The 17,757-nt window shown below is 62.8% G+C and carries 17 protein-coding genes; 8 read left to right on the forward strand and 9 right to left on the reverse strand.

Going from position 1 to position 17,757, the window contains the following annotated elements:
* Positions 1-7: 7 nt before the first annotated feature.
* From JG746_RS01180 to JG746_RS01215, 8 genes are all read right to left on the reverse strand, one after another.
* Positions 8-1,087 (reverse strand): glycosyltransferase, encoded by a 1,080-nt coding sequence (locus JG746_RS01180; protein ID WP_202356519.1) that lies wholly within the window; start codon positions 1,085-1,087, stop codon positions 8-10.
* Positions 1,088-1,153: 66 nt separating this feature from the next.
* Complete coding sequence (locus tag JG746_RS01185; RefSeq protein WP_202356520.1) at positions 1,154-1,603, reverse strand: hypothetical protein; 450 nt, start codon at positions 1,601-1,603, stop codon at positions 1,154-1,156.
* 13 nt (positions 1,604-1,616) lie between these two features.
* Complete coding sequence (locus tag JG746_RS01190) at positions 1,617-3,059, reverse strand: GMC oxidoreductase (RefSeq protein WP_202356521.1); 1,443 nt, start codon at positions 3,057-3,059, stop codon at positions 1,617-1,619.
* 64 nt (positions 3,060-3,123) lie between these two features.
* Positions 3,124-4,455: a UDP-glucose dehydrogenase family protein gene (locus JG746_RS01195; protein ID WP_202356522.1), complete on the reverse strand. Its 1,332-nt coding sequence runs from the start codon at positions 4,453-4,455 to the stop codon at positions 3,124-3,126.
* 49 nt (positions 4,456-4,504) lie between these two features.
* On the reverse strand, positions 4,505-5,386 hold the full coding sequence (exoK, locus tag JG746_RS01200) for an endo-1,3-1,4-beta-glycanase ExoK (RefSeq protein WP_202356523.1): 882 nt from the start codon (positions 5,384-5,386) through the stop codon (positions 4,505-4,507).
* 167 nt (positions 5,387-5,553) lie between these two features.
* Complete coding sequence (locus tag JG746_RS01205; protein WP_202356524.1) at positions 5,554-5,955, reverse strand: hypothetical protein; 402 nt, start codon at positions 5,953-5,955, stop codon at positions 5,554-5,556.
* Positions 5,956-6,245: 290 nt separating this feature from the next.
* Positions 6,246-7,268 carry a glycosyltransferase family 2 protein gene (locus JG746_RS01210; protein ID WP_202356525.1) on the reverse strand — a complete coding sequence of 341 codons (1,023 nt, stop codon included), beginning with the start codon at positions 7,266-7,268 and terminating at the stop codon, positions 6,246-6,248.
* A gap of 64 nt (positions 7,269-7,332) precedes the next feature.
* Positions 7,333-8,454, reverse strand: coding sequence for a nucleotidyltransferase family protein (locus JG746_RS01215; protein ID WP_202356526.1), 1,122 nt, complete (start codon positions 8,452-8,454; stop codon positions 7,333-7,335).
* Between the two features lie 517 nt (positions 8,455-8,971).
* Here JG746_RS01215 and JG746_RS01220 point away from each other — a divergent pair.
* The 6 genes from JG746_RS01220 (at position 8,972) to JG746_RS01245 (ending at position 14,823) form a co-directional block, all read left to right on the forward strand.
* The gene (locus JG746_RS01220; RefSeq protein ID WP_010913078.1) at positions 8,972-9,124 is read left to right on the forward strand and encodes a lasso peptide; all 153 of its coding nucleotides are present in this window, start codon (positions 8,972-8,974) and stop codon (positions 9,122-9,124) included.
* Positions 9,125-9,260: 136 nt separating this feature from the next.
* Positions 9,261-9,560, forward strand: coding sequence for a PqqD family protein (locus JG746_RS01225; protein ID WP_202356527.1), 300 nt, complete (start codon positions 9,261-9,263; stop codon positions 9,558-9,560).
* 100 nt (positions 9,561-9,660) lie between these two features.
* Positions 9,661-10,059 (forward strand): lasso peptide biosynthesis B2 protein, encoded by a 399-nt coding sequence (locus tag JG746_RS01230; protein WP_244730631.1) that lies wholly within the window; start codon positions 9,661-9,663, stop codon positions 10,057-10,059.
* Positions 10,056-11,972, forward strand: coding sequence for a lasso peptide isopeptide bond-forming cyclase (locus tag JG746_RS01235; RefSeq protein WP_202356529.1), 1,917 nt, complete (start codon positions 10,056-10,058; stop codon positions 11,970-11,972). The genes JG746_RS01230 and JG746_RS01235 overlap by 4 nt, the downstream gene beginning before the upstream one ends.
* Positions 11,969-12,970 (forward strand): serine kinase, encoded by a 1,002-nt coding sequence (locus tag JG746_RS01240; protein ID WP_202356530.1) that lies wholly within the window; start codon positions 11,969-11,971, stop codon positions 12,968-12,970. Before JG746_RS01235 ends, JG746_RS01240 begins: the two co-directional genes overlap by 4 nt.
* 8 nt (positions 12,971-12,978) lie before the next feature.
* Positions 12,979-14,823, forward strand: a complete 1,845-nt coding sequence (locus JG746_RS01245; RefSeq protein WP_202356531.1) for an ABC transporter ATP-binding protein — start codon at positions 12,979-12,981, stop codon at positions 14,821-14,823.
* A gap of 24 nt (positions 14,824-14,847) precedes the next feature.
* On the opposite strand, the gene JG746_RS01250 is transcribed toward JG746_RS01245, so the two are convergent.
* Positions 14,848-15,123, reverse strand: coding sequence for an exopolysaccharide production repressor exox (locus JG746_RS01250; RefSeq protein ID WP_202356532.1), 276 nt, complete (start codon positions 15,121-15,123; stop codon positions 14,848-14,850).
* A 600-nt stretch (positions 15,124-15,723) separates the two neighbouring features.
* On the opposite strand from JG746_RS01250, the gene JG746_RS01255 reads away from it, so the two are divergent.
* Positions 15,724-16,401 (forward strand): sugar transferase, encoded by a 678-nt coding sequence (locus tag JG746_RS01255; RefSeq protein WP_202356533.1) that lies wholly within the window; start codon positions 15,724-15,726, stop codon positions 16,399-16,401.
* 77 nt (positions 16,402-16,478) lie between these two features.
* A complete protein-coding gene (locus tag JG746_RS01260; RefSeq protein ID WP_202356534.1) occupies positions 16,479-17,738 on the forward strand; it encodes a polysaccharide biosynthesis/export family protein in 1,260 nt (419 codons plus the stop codon).
* The last annotated feature ends 19 nt before the right edge of the window (positions 17,739-17,757 follow it).

Consider the following 17,757-nt stretch of genomic DNA (forward strand, 5'->3'; position numbering starts at 1 on the left):
ACGCTGGCTACGCCGCCTGCAGCGCGCGCTGCCGCACCGCCCTGTCCAGGATCGAGAAGAAGGTGACGAACTGGCGATCGGGATCGAGTTCCGGACGCGCCGCGAAGCCGCGCGCCAGACCCGAGACCCGCTCATATTCCTTGTTGTCGTTCCACAGCAGCCTGACGGCCGCGACCCAGTCGATGAGCGGCGCGTCATAGTCGAGCACCGTGCCGCCGGGGCCGATGGCCTCGGGCAGGCCGCCGCGCCGTGAGCCGACGACCGGGATGCCGCTGCAATGGGCCTCGGACGCGACGCGGCCCCAGGCCTCCTCCCATTTCGAGGGCGCAAGCAGGATCCTGGTGCGGCCATAGATCGTCTTCATGTCGTTGGTGCGGCTCTCCAGCGTGACATTGCCGAGCGGCGCGATCGTCTCTTCGATGCGCGCGCGATGATCGTCCTCGAGCTTCCAGCTTTCAACGAACAGGAACGGGATTTCCGGGCAGGCGCCGGCAATGCGCACCGCCAGTTCGAAGCCCTTTTCCTCATAGGGATTGATCAGGGTGACGAACTGGCCCGTGGTCGGCGTGCTGTACTGCGTCGGGTTGATGGTCGGCGGGATGACCGTCGCCTCGATGCCGAATTCCCGTTTGTAGCTGCGCGCGGTGAATTCCGAATTCGCGATGTAGAGTGCGGAACCCAACTCGCGCAAATCACCGCCCAGCTCGTGGAACTCGACATTTCTGAGATAGACGACCAGCGGCACGCCCTCGGCCTGCAGCGCTTTGCCGAGCGGAACCGATTTGTGGCACTGGACCACCGTCACGTCCGGCTTCAGTTTCTTGACGGCAAACCCTGCCGCCTCCCAGGGAAACCATGTCCTGATCACCGGGTAACCGGGAAAGCTGTCGACGACCGCCGGTTGCCGCATGAGCTTCATCTTGGCGCGCGCCTTGAGGCCGAACATGCCGTCGCCGAACAGGGCGGCGAGCACCGATGCCTCATGGCCATGTTCGATCAGCTGCTGCACCAGATGATGCGTGCTGGATTGGACGCCGCCACCGAACTCGGGCGGATAGCCGTTGCCGCTGGCAAAGAGGACTTTCATGATCCTGGCTCCTGGTCTTCTCGCGTTTCAGTCATGCGGCCGATGAAGAGCCGCGTCGAAGGCGCCTCAAGCGCTCTGTGGCGGATGAAGCGTCGCGAACGGATTGGTGCATGAGTTCCATCCGGTGAACCGGATGGGGTCGTCGGGCGAACTGCGCCAGGCATAGTCCGTCAGCATATGGAACTCGGCGACGGCCCAGCGATCGAAATGCCTGAGATCATGCTGCTTCTGCCGCGGCAGCAATCCGCGCGCCTGGCCGAGCTTGGTCTTTTCAAGCAAGGTGACGGCATCGCCCAGCTTTTGGCTCGGAAATATCCAGGGATTGCGGTTGCGGAACTCCAGCACGAACTGCTGCAGATGCTCGATGCGCATGTTCAGCCTGCCGAGATATTTTTCCAGCGTGACGCGAACCAGATCCTCGTCCGAAAACGAGGAGACGGCCGCGTAGGCGACGCCTGTCGAGGCAACGCCGCCCGCCAGGATGGCCAGTGCCGAACGCCGTGTGACTTCGATCATCGGCCCGCTCCTCTCACGCGATCCGGCTCGCCGCCCGCAGCGACAAAGCCGCCGCGGTCAGGCTTGGGTTGGCGCAGGAGCAGCTCGGATAGGTGCTGGTGCCGACGACAACCAGGTTTCTCAACCGGTGATGGATCATGTTGCTGTCGATCACCGAATCGGCCGGGCCGGTGCCCATCCTCAGCGTGCCCTGGACATGCGATTCCGTCGGCCTTATGCCGCGATCAAAAAGCCGTTTGACCGGCAGCGGGGCAAGCAGTCCCGGCAATTTGTCCAGCGCCCGGGCCATGCCCTTGACCGCATAGTCCGACGGCGCCTTGAAGGAGACAAAGGCATTGTCGTCCTCGTCGAGGGTGACGAAATTCTCGTCATCGAGCAGGTTTTCGGTGACCACGACCAGCGGCAGCGTCTGGCGCAGCCGCCCCTTCTCGGCGCGCATCCCGTGCTGCCAGCGGTTTTCGAAATAGACCAGTGCGGCCGCGTGCTCGGACCGGTGCGGACCGTCATAGAGGCCGAAATTCAGGCCTGTCGTGATGGTGCTGCCGTCGAAATTGTCGACGCCGTCGAGATAGACCTCGAAATTCCAGCCATAGGATTCATGCAGGCCGCGCCCGACGAATTCGTCTCCCAGGCCGGAGCGCAGCATGATCGCAGCGCTCTGGATGGCGTTGGCGCCGAGAATGAAGAGGTCGCCGCTGACCTGATACTCCTTGCCGTCATGAACGAAGGTGACCGAACGGACCGTGCCGCCGACCTGATCGAGCCTGCGCACTTCCGCGCCGAGGCAGACCGAAACGTCGGGATGCTCGAAGACATGCATCAGGCCGTTGTTGACAGTGAATTTCGCGTCGACCGGGCACAGCCAGCAGCGCAGGTTGGCACAGCATGAGGTGCGCTGTGCGGTCGGCACCCGGGCGCGGGCGGTCGGCATGACGAAGTGCTGGTCGGGCTGGGCCGCCTTCATCATCCTGTCGGGCGTCGACATGCGATGCGGCGGTTGCGGAAACGGCTTCGAGCGCGGCAGCATCGCCGCCATGTCCGGATCGCCGGAGATCGACATGATCTCTTCGGCATCGCAGTAGAACGGCTCGACATCGTCATAGCTGATCGGCCAGTCATTGCCGATGCCATAGGCGCTTTTCAGCCTGAAGTCGTTGGGATGGAACCTCGGCGTCTGCGCGAACCAGCAGTTGGTCCCGCCACCCAGTCCGATCGTGTAGTTCCACGGCTTGTCGGAGTTGGTCTTGTAGGTCGTCTCGTCGTCGATGTCGGTGTTGGCGTTCTCGCCGAGCTGCCATTCATGCGTGTTGTGCCGACCCCATTCCAGCACCAGGATGCGCGCCTTACGCCGCTTGGCGAACTCGTGCAGGAAGAAGGCCGAACCGAAGCCGGAACCGATCGCGATGAGATCGAAATGATCCTTGGTGATTTGCTCCGGCTTTACGTCCAGCACCATCAGCCACAACTCCTTTCCGCGCCGCGCGCGTGTGCCAAATCCTGCTTGCCTTCCACACTCGCTGTCATGCCGCCATTCTGCCGATCGAGTGGTATTCGATGCCGTAGCGCGCCACGACCTTGGGGTCGTAGAGGTTGCGGCCGTCGAAGATGACCGGTGTGGTCAGCGCGTCCTTCAACGCATCGAAGGACGGGGCGCGGAAACTCTTCCATTCGGTGGCGATGAGCAGCGCATCGGCGCCGCGCAGGGCGGCTTCCTTGGTGCCGCACAGCATCAGGTCGTCGCGCAGGCCATAGATGGCCTGGCATTCCTGCATCGCCTCGGGATCGTAAGCCTGCACGGTCGCGCCGGCGTTCCACAGCGCTTCCATCAGGACACGCGCCGGCGCCTCGCGCATGTCGTCGGTGTTGGGCTTGAAAGCCAGGCCCCAGAGCGCAAAGGTCTTGCCCTTGAGATTGCCCTTGAAATAGCGGTTCACCTTGTCGAACAGCACGGATTTCTGGTCGTTGTTGCGCTCCTCGACGGCACGCAGCAGCTTGGCGTCGAACTTGACGCCCTCGGCGGTCTTGATCAGGGCACGGACGTCCTTGGGAAAGCACGAGCCGCCATAGCCGAGACCCGGATAGATGAAGTGGTAGCCGATGCGCGGATCGCTGCCGATGCCCTTGCGCACCTCCTCGATGTCGGCGCCGAGCTGCTCGGCCAGATTGGCCATCTCGTTCATGAAGCTGATCTTGGTGGCCAGCATGCAGTTGGCGGCGTATTTCGTGAATTCGGCGCTGCGCACGTCCATCACGATCATCTTTTCGTGGTTGCGGTTGAAGGGCGCGTAGAGCTCGCGCATCACCGCCTCGGTCTCCTCGCTCGAAGTACCGACGATGATGCGGTCGGGCTTCATGCAGTCGGCGACGGCCGAGCCTTCCTTGAGAAATTCGGGATTGGAGGCGACGTCGAAGCTCAGGTCCTCGCGCCCTCTCTCCTTCAGCGTCTTGGCGATCCTGGCCTTCACCTTTTCGCAGGTGCCGACCGGCACGGTCGACTTGCCTACGACGATCTTGGCGGTGTCCATCTCGCGGCCGATGGTCTCGGCGACCGCCAGCACATATTTGAGGTCGGCCGAGCCGTCCTCGCCGGGCGGCGTGCCGACCGCGATCATCTGGATTTCACCGTGCCGGACGGCGGCGGCGGCATCGGTGGTGAATTTGATGCGGCCGGCGGCGTGATTCTCCCTGACGATGCTTTCGAGGCCTGGCTCGAAGATCGGGACGAAACCCTGGTTGAGGCGCTCCACCTTGTTTTCATCGATGTCGACGCAAACAACCTGGTGGCCAACCTCGGCAAGCACCGCCGCCTGCACGAGGCCGACATAGCCAATTCCAAACACCGTCAAGTTCATTCGGTTTCATTCCCATCCATGGCCGCGACCCGTTTTCGGTCCGGCCGGTTCAATTCGTCTTTCCCAACTCTTTTACGCTGCATACGAGCGATTCCGGAAACTGGCAGGGGTCGCCGAGCGCGGTGAAGGCGACGCGTTCGACCTGCAGCGAAAGCTTGCGGCCCGGATCCGCGAACGCGCCCATCCAGCCCTTCATGGTGTCGCTGCCCCAAAGGCTGAAGAAGATCTTCTGCGCATGGCTGGGCAGCTTCGCCGGGTCGGTGATGGTGTTCACCAGCTGGCCGTTGACGTACCAGCGCAAACTGTCCTTCTCCCAGACGAAGGCGTAGTCGTTGAAGGCCTTGTCGGTGCCGCCCGGCACCTCGACCAGCTTCTCGTTCTTGCCCTTGCCGTCGATATAGGCGTTGACCTGCACCTTGGAGGTGTCCTTGGTCAGGATCTCGAAGTCGATCTCGTCCCAGGGCTGCTTGTCCGACGGGCCGATATAGGTGAAGAACGCCGCGTTGAGGCCGGAGCCGGCATCGGTCTTCAACCGCGCCTCATAGGTGCCATAACCAAAGCGCTGCTTGGTCTGGACCTCGCCGCAGGCGAACTCGCGATCCTTCAGCTTCTGCTTTTCGAAGCCAAGCGACAGCACACCGTCCGAAAGCTCGACCAGCCCCTTCGACCAGGTGCAATTCTGATGACTGCCGTTGCTCCAGCCATCGGACACATACCAGCGCGACCGATCGAAGCTCTTGAAATCATCGACGAAAGAGGGAGCCGACTGGATATCCTGTGCGTGCGCGGGAGCCGCAAAGAGGCTGCCGAGCGCAGCCAGAAGCAGCCCGCCGATCAAGCCCAGCCGCCGCAGGTCGGCTTGCCGGGTCTCATGCGCGACGCAGGTTGCGCCAATTGCTGTCATGGACGTGGTTTTCGAATCCGAATTCATACCAAACTCACCTTTGCGCTGTGCGTCCCCAACCCAAAGTCGACGTTTGAACCGCTTCCAAACGGGCCAACCTTGGCCTCCTCTTTGCCCCTCCCGAAATCCCTCTGTCTTGCATCATCCCTTTGAGGCTTGCATCGTGCCTTTGAAGTAGTCCCATGCCTTTATCGTCACGCCCGGCCGGTTCCCGCGGGCCTGGTGACATCGACCTCGGCGACCGAATCGGACGCCCTATCCTCGTCGAAGACCCTATCCAGCGAATGACGGAGCTCCTTCATCAGGCCGTCCTGGCGCGACAATGCGGCGATGCGGCGCTCGCAATTCAGGATCGATTGCGTCAGCGCGCTGACTTCGGATGAGCGCCTGTCGGAAGCGGAGCCGTTTTCCATGGCTTCGACGAGAAAGGCCGCGTTGGTGGCCGTCTTGCGGTAGCGGCTCTCCAGGCCGGTCTTCTCGGCCTCGATCTCGGCGGCGATCTGCTCGAACAATTTCGCCAGCCGGTCGAGGCGCGCTATGTCGGCCTGCCGGTCGCGGGCGGGATCCCTTGATCTGAAGCCAAATATCGAGGCCATGGGCTTAAATTCCTGTCATCGCCGGCTTACCTTGCCGACCACTGGCCAATCCCCAAAAGCGGGGCCGAAAAGCTCGTACCGCACCGTCCAACTCCTTTTGACGGGAGAGACGCCGGACCAATCCGATCGGGGGCCAGTTCGGTTGGTCGTTCAATTTGCTGCACCGCAACATAGACTGCCATCGTCGGAGCCGTGAGGCAACCACCCAATTCGTAAACTCATAAATCCGGTGGAAATGGTTTGCGCGAAGTGCCTGCTTCCTAGCGGGTGAAGCAGGCATTCCCCCGCCCTTACCGCTCCTTGCCAGCACTTGTCCCGGCCATCAGGAAACGCAGCGGCGGCACGCGTTTTTGCCCGGACACGAGGCCAACGCGCCGAAACAGCGCCTCCAGCTTGTCGGAGGCCACGCCCTGGACGATGGGGACCAGGTTGGACTGACTTGATAAGGCGTAGGCCGCAGCCGAAGCCAGCCCGCGCTCGGCCTTCACGTCGAGAAAATTGCGCAGCCGGTATTTGTCGCGCACATGCCGCTCGTGCCGCCGCAGCACCGCCTTGGAGCCTTCCGGCAGGCTGTCAATCGCGAGCAGCGCCAGATCGGCGTCTGCCAGTCGCTTCAAATCCTGCGTCTTGTGGCGGCCGCTCAGCGAATCAGCGCGCACGACGGCGCCATAACCGCAGGAACGGATGACCTTGAACCGCGCGCCGTGGGCGACCGCGCGGGCGTAGAGTTCGTAGTCCTCGCCCAGCCGCAGGCTTTCATCGTAGCGCAATCGGTGCCGGTCGAGGAAGGCGCGGCTGATCACCGGCTTCAGGAAGCCAAGCTCGCCTCTTTGCACGCGGCGCCTGGAGATATTGCCTTCGACGAAGCGCTCGAAGTCGAGGAATTCCGGATCGGCGGCAAAATCCGGGGCGACGATCTTGGTCGCATCGCTCGTCGCATCGTCCCTGATGAGCATGATGTTGTCGGCCGCGAAATCCCAGTCGGCGACGGCAAACAGGTTGCGGAACCGGCCCTCGAGAAAGAAGTCGTCGGCATCCAGGATGCTGATGAACGGCGCTGTCGAGCCGGCGATCGCGGCATTGCGGGCGAAGGAGGGACCGCGATTGACGTCGAGGCGCATGACCTCGAGCCGGCCGCTGCCATCGTCGGCGGAGCGGGCTACCTCGGCGGTATTGTCGGTGGAGCCGTCGTCGACGACGACGACCTCCGCGACCTCGGGTTCGCGCAACGCGGACGCGATGGCGACCGCGATCGTGCGCGCCGCATTCTTGGCCGCGATGATCACGCAGACCTCTGATTTCGTCATCGACATGGGTTAGCCTCTTGCACAGGTTCCGATTTGCCCTCGCCCTGTACGTGTTGCAACGCCACCGCCATCACGGGCTGGCCGGCCGCTCGAAGATGCGGCGGCTGATATCCGCCGACGCCGCCCAGCCGGCCTCGGCCAGGTAGCGGACGGGAGCCCTGCCGCACAGTTCCCACAACACCGTTCGCCGCTGCGGCCACCGCAAGGACGACAGCCATGGCGCGATGACCATGTTGAGCAGGTCCTCATTGCCGATGCGCGACAGGATCGGCTTGGCCCGCTCGGACAAAAGCGTGCCTGTGGCGCCCAGCAGCACATCTGCGGCGCGCAGGCCGAGCAGCAGCGTGTCGTCCAACCCCTGGTCCACCGCCGCGTCCAGCACGTGCTGCTGATCGGCTTCGTCGAGACGGTTGGCGCTGGCCCTGATATCGCAGACATAGCCGGCGCAGGGTTCGCGGTTGAACAGGGCCTTGGCGACGCTGATGCAGGACAGCATCAGCGTGTCGGCGGCCGAGGTGAACGGCACTTCGGTGCCGGTGATCTCGACCAGCCGCTTGCGCCGCAGAAACCCGTCGGCATCGCGCGGACTGGGCGAACCGGGCTGCTGGAGCCGATAATGAAGATCGACCGTGGAAGGCCCGTTGCCGCGGATCATGTGTTGTTCGCCAAGGAAGCGGACCCACCAGACGGAGCGTGACTTGCCCGAGACCTCATAGCCGATCGAGCGCAGCGCATCGCGCGCTCTCGAGAACCCTGCCGGAGAAACCAGGATGTCGACATCGCCCGAAGGCTTCATGAAATGGTCGTCATAGAGCAGATGCTGCTGGAAGGGACCTTTGAGAAAGACGAAATCGATCTGCCTGTCGCGCAGCGCCTGATGGATCGCCATCGAATCCATGAGGCAGGCGGCGTTCATCGAAACCGTCCGCCGGCGATAGGTGTCGAGCCATTGGAACAGTTCAGCCGGCCTTTCGCCCGCCGGGGCGCGCGACAGCGCCTTTAGAACGAAGGTGGCGACCTTGTTCAGCCTGGCGATGTCGGCGACGGCCGCGGCGGAAAGGCCAGGCGCCGAGACATCGCCGGTCGAGGCAGCGCCAGAGAAATACAAGCGCAGGCAGGCCTGCACATAGGCAATCTCGCCGGCGCAGTCGGCGGCGCGAAGTCGTTCATAGGAACTTTCCGGCAAGGCCATCGAACCCATGGTCTCCAAAATGCGGTTTGCAGGACGTTTATGCTGCAAGTGCGAAACAAAGCATCCTCAAAAACCTCGACGCCGTAAAGTCTTTCCTTTCGCAGTGCGAAATTTTGCAACCAGAGCGTTTGCCGCCCTCTCTCAAAGCGGCGCAACATAGGGCTGAAATTCCGCCCCAATCGAGGCGCTTCTCTGATCATCCGCAGCAGTTGGCTAACAAGAATCCATCTTTTTAGCCATGCCTAAAAAAGCGCCATCGCTATAGACTTTTTTATGCAAGCAAATTCAATTGCTTAAGGAATCGCCCGTGCTGAAGGCAAATTGCATCTTGCTTCAGCTCGACAGAGGCGGAATCTTGAGCATTTCGGACACGCATGGTGACGGCCGCAACCCGTAATTGATTAACCAGAGGTAAATCACGCTTGACTCATAAATGTTGCCATGCAGCTATTGCATCGCAGCATGAAAGTGCTGACGGCACTCGACAGGCCGTTTCCAGTCCTCATTGGAGAGTAAAATGGAACAGAATGTTGAAAAGCACGAGTACGAAACGCCAAGCCTGACGGTACATGGTTCGATTGAAACCATCACCCAGGGCGGCGGTGGCAGCACGGCAATCGACGCGTCGTTTCCCGCGCACACCCCGATTGGCGACCTGACGTTCTCCTGAGACCAGCCTGATCCTGGAGGAGTGACGTTGGGCCTCCGGGATTTAATACCGTGAATGGAGCCGGGGATGAAAATCCCCGACTTTCCCTTTTTGAACCGACGACGCGTACACCGTGTGTTGCAAACGAGGTTTTGGCATGAACTGGAACCCATCGGAGCACGATTACATAATCGCAACAGGGGATGCCGTGGCTTGCGAATTCGGTGACGGCATCGCGCTTCTCAACCTGAAATCCAATATCTATTACAGCCTCAACGGCGTCGGCGCTTTCATCTGGGAGCTGATCCGGGAGCCGAAGTCGATCGCCGATATCCGCGGCGCCGTGCTTGAGCGCTACAATGTCGACGCCGAGCGCTGCAAGGCCGACGTCGACGCCTTGCTGAAGGGCCTGGCCGAAAACGGACTTGCGAGGCTGCACGATGAGGCACTTGTCTAGGCAGGTTCCGCATAAGGCCATGACCTCGCGGCAGAGACCTGCAACGGACCAGAGACCGAGGCCTGCGAGCCGCCGGCCCGGGCGGGGATTGGCCAGGGTTTTGTCCCTGAGCGGCTCGGAAGCGCTTTTTCTCTGCCACTGCCTGCTGGTGGTCGCGACCGTCCGGCTGGGGCTGACCTTGTTCTCCTACAACCGTGTTCGCGGCATGGTGACCCGGCTCAATGCGCGCCAGTGCGCCAGCATGGGCGAACTGCGGCTCGTCGCCTGGGGAGTTGCCGCAGCCGCACGATTCGTGCCACGCGCCTCTTGCCTTACCCAGGCGCTTTCGGGCCAATATATTCTTGCGCGCCAGGGCAATGCCTCCAACATCCGCATCGGCATCGAACGCGGCACGGGCGAGCAGTTGAAGGCGCATGCCTGGCTGATCAGCGACAACCATGTCGTGCTTGGCGGCTCCGTCGATGGTTTCGCGCATCTGGTCGACCACGGCAGCCGATGAGCGGCGTCGCCGGAATCCTGCTGCGACAGGGACCGCCGGCGGCGGACGGGGCGAGCGACATCCAGCAAATGCTGGCCCGCATGCGCCATCGCGGTCCCGACGGCAATTCGTGGTGGCTGGACAGCGGCACTGCGCTTGGCCACGCCTGGCTCAACACCACGGATGAAGCCGGCCCCGGCCCGCTGACCATGGCCGGCGGCAAGCTCGCCATCACCGCCGATTGCCGGCTGGATAATCGCGACGAGCTGATGGCAAGGCTGGGCATACGCGACAGGACGGTCGCCGACGCGACATTGGTGATGCGCGCCTATCTGCGCTGGGGCGAATCCTGCCCCGTGCATCTGCAAGGCGATTTCGCCTTTGCCATCTGGGACGCCGAGCGGCAGCTGCTGTTCTGCGCGCGCGACCATTTCGGGGTCAAGCCATTCTACTACCACGCCGCGGACCGGCGTTTTGCCTTTGCCTCCGAGATCGGGCCGATGCTTGGGCTTGACGGGGTCGGCGCACGCATCAGCGAGCACCGGATTTCCGGCTTCCTTGCCGGGCTTCCCGACGATCCGCAATCCACCCCCTACAGCGACATTTTCAGCCTCCCGGCACGCCACAGCCTGACCGTCAGCGCGCAACAGGTGGTGCTGCGCCGATACTGGCAGATCGAGCCGTCGGCGCGGCCGCGTCGGTCGGATGCGGCCGAGGAATTCGCCCATCTCTTCGCGCAATCGGTGCGCAACCGCATGCGCGGAAGCCAGGCGGTCGGCGCGATGCTGAGCGGCGGCCTCGATTCCTCGTCGATCGCTTGCGTCGCCGGCCTGCAGAACGCCGCCGAGCGGAAACCAAAGCTGCCGACCTTCTCGCTGGTTTTCGAGAAGGGCTCGCCGATGGACGAGCGGGTCTTCATCGATGCCGTGCTCGATCAGCAGAAGACTGACCCGACATTGATCCCTGTCGGCAACTACGCACCCTTCGCCGAATTCGAACGGGTGCTGGAGGAACAGGAGGGCACCTTCCTGGCGCCGGGCCTGACGCTGACCCGCGGCATCTACCGGACTGCCGGCGCAAAGGGCATCAAGGTGCTGCTTGACGGCCATGGCGGCGACGAGGTCGTCTCACAGGGCCACGGCCATCTGCACGAGCTTGCCAATGGCGGAAGGTGGCTGGACCTTTGGCGCGAGGTCCGCAGCGCCTCCAACACCTATGGCGACAGCACGCTCGGCCTCTATTTCCAGTTCCTGACTCTCTACGGACCGGCCTGGCGCATCGCCAGGGCGAGACAGATGGCCGATCGGGTTCTCAACAGGATACGCAGGCCCACACAGCGCGGCCGCGGCTGGCGCGACCTGATCAATCCGGATCTGGCCAGGCGGACCGAGATCATCGACCGCTTCCACCGGGCCGGATACATGCCGCCCGGCGTCCAGGCCAGCGACGCGCTCAGCCATCGCTGGATCCTGTCCAACGGCTATGTGCCGCACTCTTTCGAGGTGCTCGACAAGGCGGCGGCCAATTTCGGCGTCGAACCGCGCTACCCCTTCTGGGACAAGCCGCTGGTTGAATTCTGCCTGTCGCTGCCGGGCGAGGAAAAGCTCAGCCACGGCTTTGGCCGCTATGTGTTGCGCCGGGCCATGGAGGGCATCCTGCCGGCGGCGGTGCAATGGCGGCGCACCAAGATCGATTTCACCGCCAATCTGGTCAACGGCATGGTGCGCAACCACCGCGACCTCCTGGAACAGCTGCTGGTTTCGGATGCCGGCCGTATCGCGCCCTATGTCAACCTGCCGCAGGTGAGCGCCGCCTATGCGCGGCTGCTCAGCCAACCCGATCAGGCGGCGCCGCTGGATGTCCAGTATGTCTGGCGGTCGGCCTCGCTGTCGCTGTGGCTGCGGCAAGTCCAGCACGCCGGGAGCCCCGCATGATGCCGCGCAACCAGCCGCTCGCCACATACCTCGACGATCCTCCTCCCCATGGCGGGATCATGCGGGAGCGGCGCTACTACCGGGCCTATGGCCTGACCGTGGCGTCCGACGTCGCGCTGCCCGAGCTGGAGCCGGCGGAGCCGGCGGCAGCGGATATCCTGATCACCATCGGTACGATCGACATGCCGAAGCCTTCGTCCGAGGCGGCGACGATCTTCCGCTTCGAGCCTGATCGGCAATATCTGGCATGGGATGCCGTCGGCGCCTTCCTGATCAGCGATGCCGGCCGCATCGACGTCGAGCCGGCGCCGGGCGTCGACGACGCGCTGCTAGCCTTCCCGCTGCTTGGGCCGGTGATGGCGCTGTTGCTGCACCAGCGTGGCCTGCTCGTCCTGCATGCCAGCGCCATTGCAGTGGCCGGCCGGGGCGCCATCTTCACGGGTGACAAGGGCGCCGGCAAATCGACGACGGCAAGCGCGCTGATCCGGGCCGGTCATGAATTGCTTACCGACGATGTCGTGGCGCTCGATCTCGCCAGACCCGACGCGCCGATGATCGTTCCGGGCTTTCCCCAGATTAAGCTTGCGGCTGACGCCGCGGCGGCGATTTCGCTTGGCCAGGCGGAGGTGCGGCCGCAAGTTCATCCGCAGATCGAGAAGATGCAGCATCGCCTGCACGGCGCCTTCTCCGGCGGCACGGTGCCGGCGACCAGGGTCTATGTGCTCGAGCGCGGCGCGACGGCCATGATAACGCCCTTGCCCGGCATTGCCGCCCTGCCGGCGATCATCAAATTCTCCTATGTGACGCGGTTCGGCCGCGCGGCGCTCACCGGCGATTTCGCGGCGCTGCATTTTCGCCAATGTTCAGCAATCGCTAACCATGTCGGCGTGTTCCGGCTGGAAGTTCCAACCGGCCTCGACAGGATTGGCGAGGCGGTGGCGCTGATCGAAAGCGACCTGGCGGCCACGGATTTGACGGCCGGCCGTCGGCAGCGGTGAGCGCAAACATGTCCAAGTCCTCAATCCTCCGCCTGTCGCTGTTTCGCGATGTCGCCGCGTTCGGCGCCGTCATCGCCCAGATCGGCGGGCGGCGGACCTGGACGGCGCTGCTGTTCCTGATCCTCGGCAGCCTGACGGAAGGCATCTCGATCCTGCTGCTTGTGCCGCTGCTGCATCTGGTTGGACGCGCCGACCAGGATTTCGCGGTGCGGTTGCCGAACAATGATTTCGTGCGCTGGCTGGTGCCGGACGGGACGCTGCAGCTGACGACGGTGCTGTGCGCGCTGGTCGGTCTGGTTGCCGTGCAGGCCGCGTTCAACCGCTTCAAGTCGGTCTACATGGCCAGGCTTCTCTTCGATTTCATCAACCGTTTGCGCATGAACCTGTTCGAGAGCATCGGCAAGGCGCGCTGGGGCGTATTCTCGCGCATGCGCAGCTCCGATCTCGACCATGCCCTGACCGGCGACATCGATCGCGTCCAGGGCGCCGCCTTCTCGCTGCTGATGCTGGTGCAGATCGCGGTGCTTCTGGTGGGCTATCTCGTGATCTCGATGTTCATCTCACCGGTCATGACGGCGTTTGCGATCGTCATCGGCATCGTGATGTTCGTGGTGCTGCAGCCGTTTCGCGCACGCGCCACCGCCTTTGGCCGGGTCCTGACCAGCAATCGCCAGGATCAGTACCGGACGGTCTCGGAATTCCTCGGCGGCATCAAGGTGGCCAAGAGCCTGAATGTCGAGGCCAGCTATTTCGCGCAGCTGCAGGCGACGCTGGAAAAGATGAAGGCCGACAACATCGACTATGTCAGCAACAGTTCGATCGGCACCGCGGTGTTCCAGGTGGCGAGCGTCGTGGGCCTCAGCCTGTTCATCTATGTGGCGCTGGTTCGCTTCAACCTGTCGCTGGCTGAAATTGTCGTGCTGCTCCTGGTCTTCATGCGCATCGCGCCGCGCTTCATGGACATGCAGACGCAGGCCCAGCAGGTGCTGATCAACCTGCCCGCCTATACCGCCATGCGCAGCCTGCAGGCGCGTTTCGACGCCGAGCGCGAACCGGGCCATGCCGAATCTGAAAATGCCGGCAAGCTGTCGCTCGACACCGGGCTGAACATTCGCGGCGTCTCCTTCGGCTACGATGACGGCACCGGCAAGACGGTGGTGAGCGACATCACCTTCGGCCTGCCGGCCGGCAAGGTCACGGCCCTGATCGGCCCCTCGGGTTCGGGAAAGAGCACGATCGCCGACATGCTGCTCGGCCTGCTGGAGCCGACCGCCGGCAAGATCCTCGTCGACGGCGTCGAAATCGATGCTGGCAATCGCCGGCGCTGGCGCGACCAGGTGGCCTATGTGCCGCAGGACGTCTTCCTGCTGCATGACACGATCGCTGCGAACCTGCGCCTGGCCGCGCCGCAGGCCAGCGACGACGATCTGTGGACCGCGCTGCGTGCCGCGCATGCCGGCGAATTCGTCGAACGGCTCGACCAGGGGCTCGGCACGGTGGTCGGCGATCGCGGCGTGCGGCTGTCCGGCGGCGAGCGCCAACGCATTGCGCTGGCGCGTGCGCTGCTGCGCAAGCCGTCGCTGCTCATCCTCGATGAGGCGACCAGCGCGCTCGACTGGCAGAACCAGTCGCTGATTGCCCGGTCGATCGACGGATTGCGCGGCGCGATGACCATCCTCACCATCGCGCACCGGCCATCCATGATCGCCTTCGCCGACTGGGTGGTGGCGATGGAAGACGGCCGCGTCGTCGAGGTCGGCCAGTATCAGCGGCTGAAAGCTAAGCCGGCGAGCCGGCTGTCGAGGATGCTGTCGGGGGAACAGTCGGAACCCGAACCCGCGAATGTCGCCTGAGGCCGCGGATATCCTTTGCAGGAACTAATGCAGGCTGCGCCGGGCATTGCCCAGCTTCTTGCCTTCGGCCACGTCGGGCGCGCTCAGCTTTCTCTCGGCTTCGCGCAGCCTGTCAGCCGGGGTCGGCGCACTCCTGGCGATCATGGCATAGACCAGGACGAAATAGCCGGCCTGGATGATCACCGCGCAGATGATGACGCGCAGCAGCGTCGTGCCCAGCGAAGCGCCGCCAAGCCAGGACCAGGCGACGACGATTGCAAGAGCGAAAATCATCCCAACGATGAATTTTGGAAGCGACATACCCAACAGCCCATAAACCGGCTCGGGTTATATCAAACGATAGCCCCACCCGAGCGCCGTCCCTTGTTCTGCGAGCTTGTAAAGGTGCCCGCTATCGGCCGGTTGCTTCCGGCCTTTCAACCTGTCGCCACTCTGACAGGTATAATTTGCAATTCTATTAAGGCGAGCAGGAGGCGGCAAGGGCAACCGCACATATTTTTGATTGAGCTTTCGCGATCGACTCTGCCATGCTGCAACGCACACCACCGCAATTCACTCAACCTGAGGCCACCGACCCGCTTCAGTACAATTTACAATATTGTGTAGTATTTTATGTTAATAGTTGGGAACTTTGCACCTTCCTAAAGCTCTAATATGTACCATTCCAGGCCAGTTAGAACGGCCTGCCCAGGATTCGCCCCAAAAAGGTCCGCATTTTTTTCCGCCTGCCCATTTATTGTCACAAATGTGCTAAGCATCCCGAAAAATGTGCATCGCTAGCTTATTATTTAGTCAATTCATGACGTGACTATTTCAATGGGCCGGGAAATTGTGTGTTGCGCTGCAACATTTTTTTGGTATCGTGTGGTGAACCATTCGTTCAACGCATGGAGTTTCCGCATGAGGGATATTGCCAAGTCGGCCACGGCGGGCTTTTCGCAGGCTGACACCGATTTTCCGCCGCCGATCGGCGGCCTCATCAAGCGCAGCTTCGATATTTTCGGTTCACTGGTTGGTCTGATCGCTCTCAGCCCGCTGTTCATCATGATAGCGCTGCTGGTCAAATTTTCCGACGGTGGATCGATTTTCTACGGCCATCGGCGAATCGGGCGCGGGGGACGGATTTTTCCGTGCCTGAAATTCCGCACCATGGTTCCGGACGGCGACAAGGTGCTGGCCGCCTATCTGGCCACCAATCCGGAGGCCAATGCGGAATGGATAGCGACCCGCAAGTTGAAGAACGATCCGCGCGTCACCCGTGTCGGCGCGGTGCTGCGCAAGCTCAGCCTCGATGAACTGCCGCAGATCATCAACATCCTGCAGGGCGATATGAGCCTTGTCGGCCCTCGCCCGGTGGTGCGCGACGAGCTGGAGATCTACGGCAGCGCCGCCGTCTACTATCTGAAGTCGCGGCCCGGCCTGACCGGCCTGTGGCAGGTCAGCGGCCGCAACGACGTTTCCTATGACAGCCGCGTCGCCTTCGACCGCCACTATGTCGAGAACTGGTCGCTGTTCGGCGACGTGCGAATCATCATCAAGACCGTGCCGGCCGTCTGGATGTCACGCGGCTCTTACTGACCGGCCAGCGGCATCCGGCGGCAAGCTCATCGGGCGATGGGGCTAAAACGGATCGGAACGTTCAGTTGAAAACAGACATGTTCGAAGCCTTTGGCAGCGGCCGTTTTTCCGGCCGCTCTCGGTTTATGGCCACCTGCCTAACGGTGTCGCTCGCTTTTCTTCCACAGATTGCCGCGGCCGAAGACTACCATCTCGGTTCGCAGGACAAGCTCAACATCCGAATCGCCGAATGGCAGACCGTCGAAGGCACGTTCCGCGACTGGTCGGCGGTGAACGGCGAATACACGGTCGGCCCGGGCGGCACGCTGTCGGTGCCTTTCGTGGGCGAGTTGCCGGCGGCCGGCAAGACCACGGCGGAAGTGGCGGCGGCAATCAGCGAGGCGCTGCAGCACAAGCTCGCTCTGTCGGACAAGCCCGAGGCCTCGGTCGAGATGGCGCAATTCCGGCCTTTCTATATTTCGGGCGAAGTGCAGAACCCCGGCCAGTTTCCCTACGTGCCCGAACTGACGGTGCTGAAAGCGATCAGCGTCGCCGGCGGCATGAGGCGCAGCACCGATTACGGCCCCCAGCTCGGCAAGGACCTGGTCACCGCCAAGGGCAATTTCGATATCTCCGACGACCAGCGCGTGCGGCTGCTCGTCAGGCGCGCTCGCATCGACGCCGATCTGGCCGGCAAGACGAGTTTCGAAGCGCCTAAGGAGGTTCAGGACGATCCGCGGCTGCCGACCATTGTCGCCGATGAGATGACGATCCTCACGGCAGACCAGAAGGCGCTGAAGCTGAAGCTCGAGGCGCTCGACGATCTCAAGGGCGTCCTCCAGGCCGAAATCGAATCGCTGCAGAAGAAGATCGTCAACCAGCAGAAGCAGGTCGACCTGGCACAGCAGCAGCTCGCAAGCATCGGTCCGCTGGCGCAGAAGGGCCTGGTCGCCAATGCCAGGCTCCTGGATTCGCAACAGTCCGTCACCGACCTGCAGGGCAAGATCCTCGATTATGAGACAGCCATCCTCACCGCCAAGCAGGCGATCAGCAAGGCGACGCAGGACGCCATCGACGCCCAGAACACGTTGAGCTCGAGCCTCGCCGCAGACCGGCAGCAGACCGAAGCCGACCTGAACGAGGCCGCGCTGAAGGTGAATATGCAGAAAGGCCTGATCGCCCAGGCCAGCGATCCCGCGACGACGGCCGCCATCACCAACGACCAGCAGCCTACCCTGCTCTATTCGCTGGTGCGCAATGTCGACGGCAAGACCAGCGAAATCGCCGCCAAGGAAGACACGCTGGTGCTGCCCGGCGATGTGATCAAGGTCAAGCTGGCGCCGCTGGCCAGCCAGTAGGCCCCGCACTTCGGTGCGA

The sequence above is a fragment of the Mesorhizobium sp. 113-3-3 genome, assembly GCF_016756495.1.
In the GTDB taxonomy this organism is placed as follows: Bacteria; Pseudomonadota; Alphaproteobacteria; order Rhizobiales; family Rhizobiaceae; genus Mesorhizobium.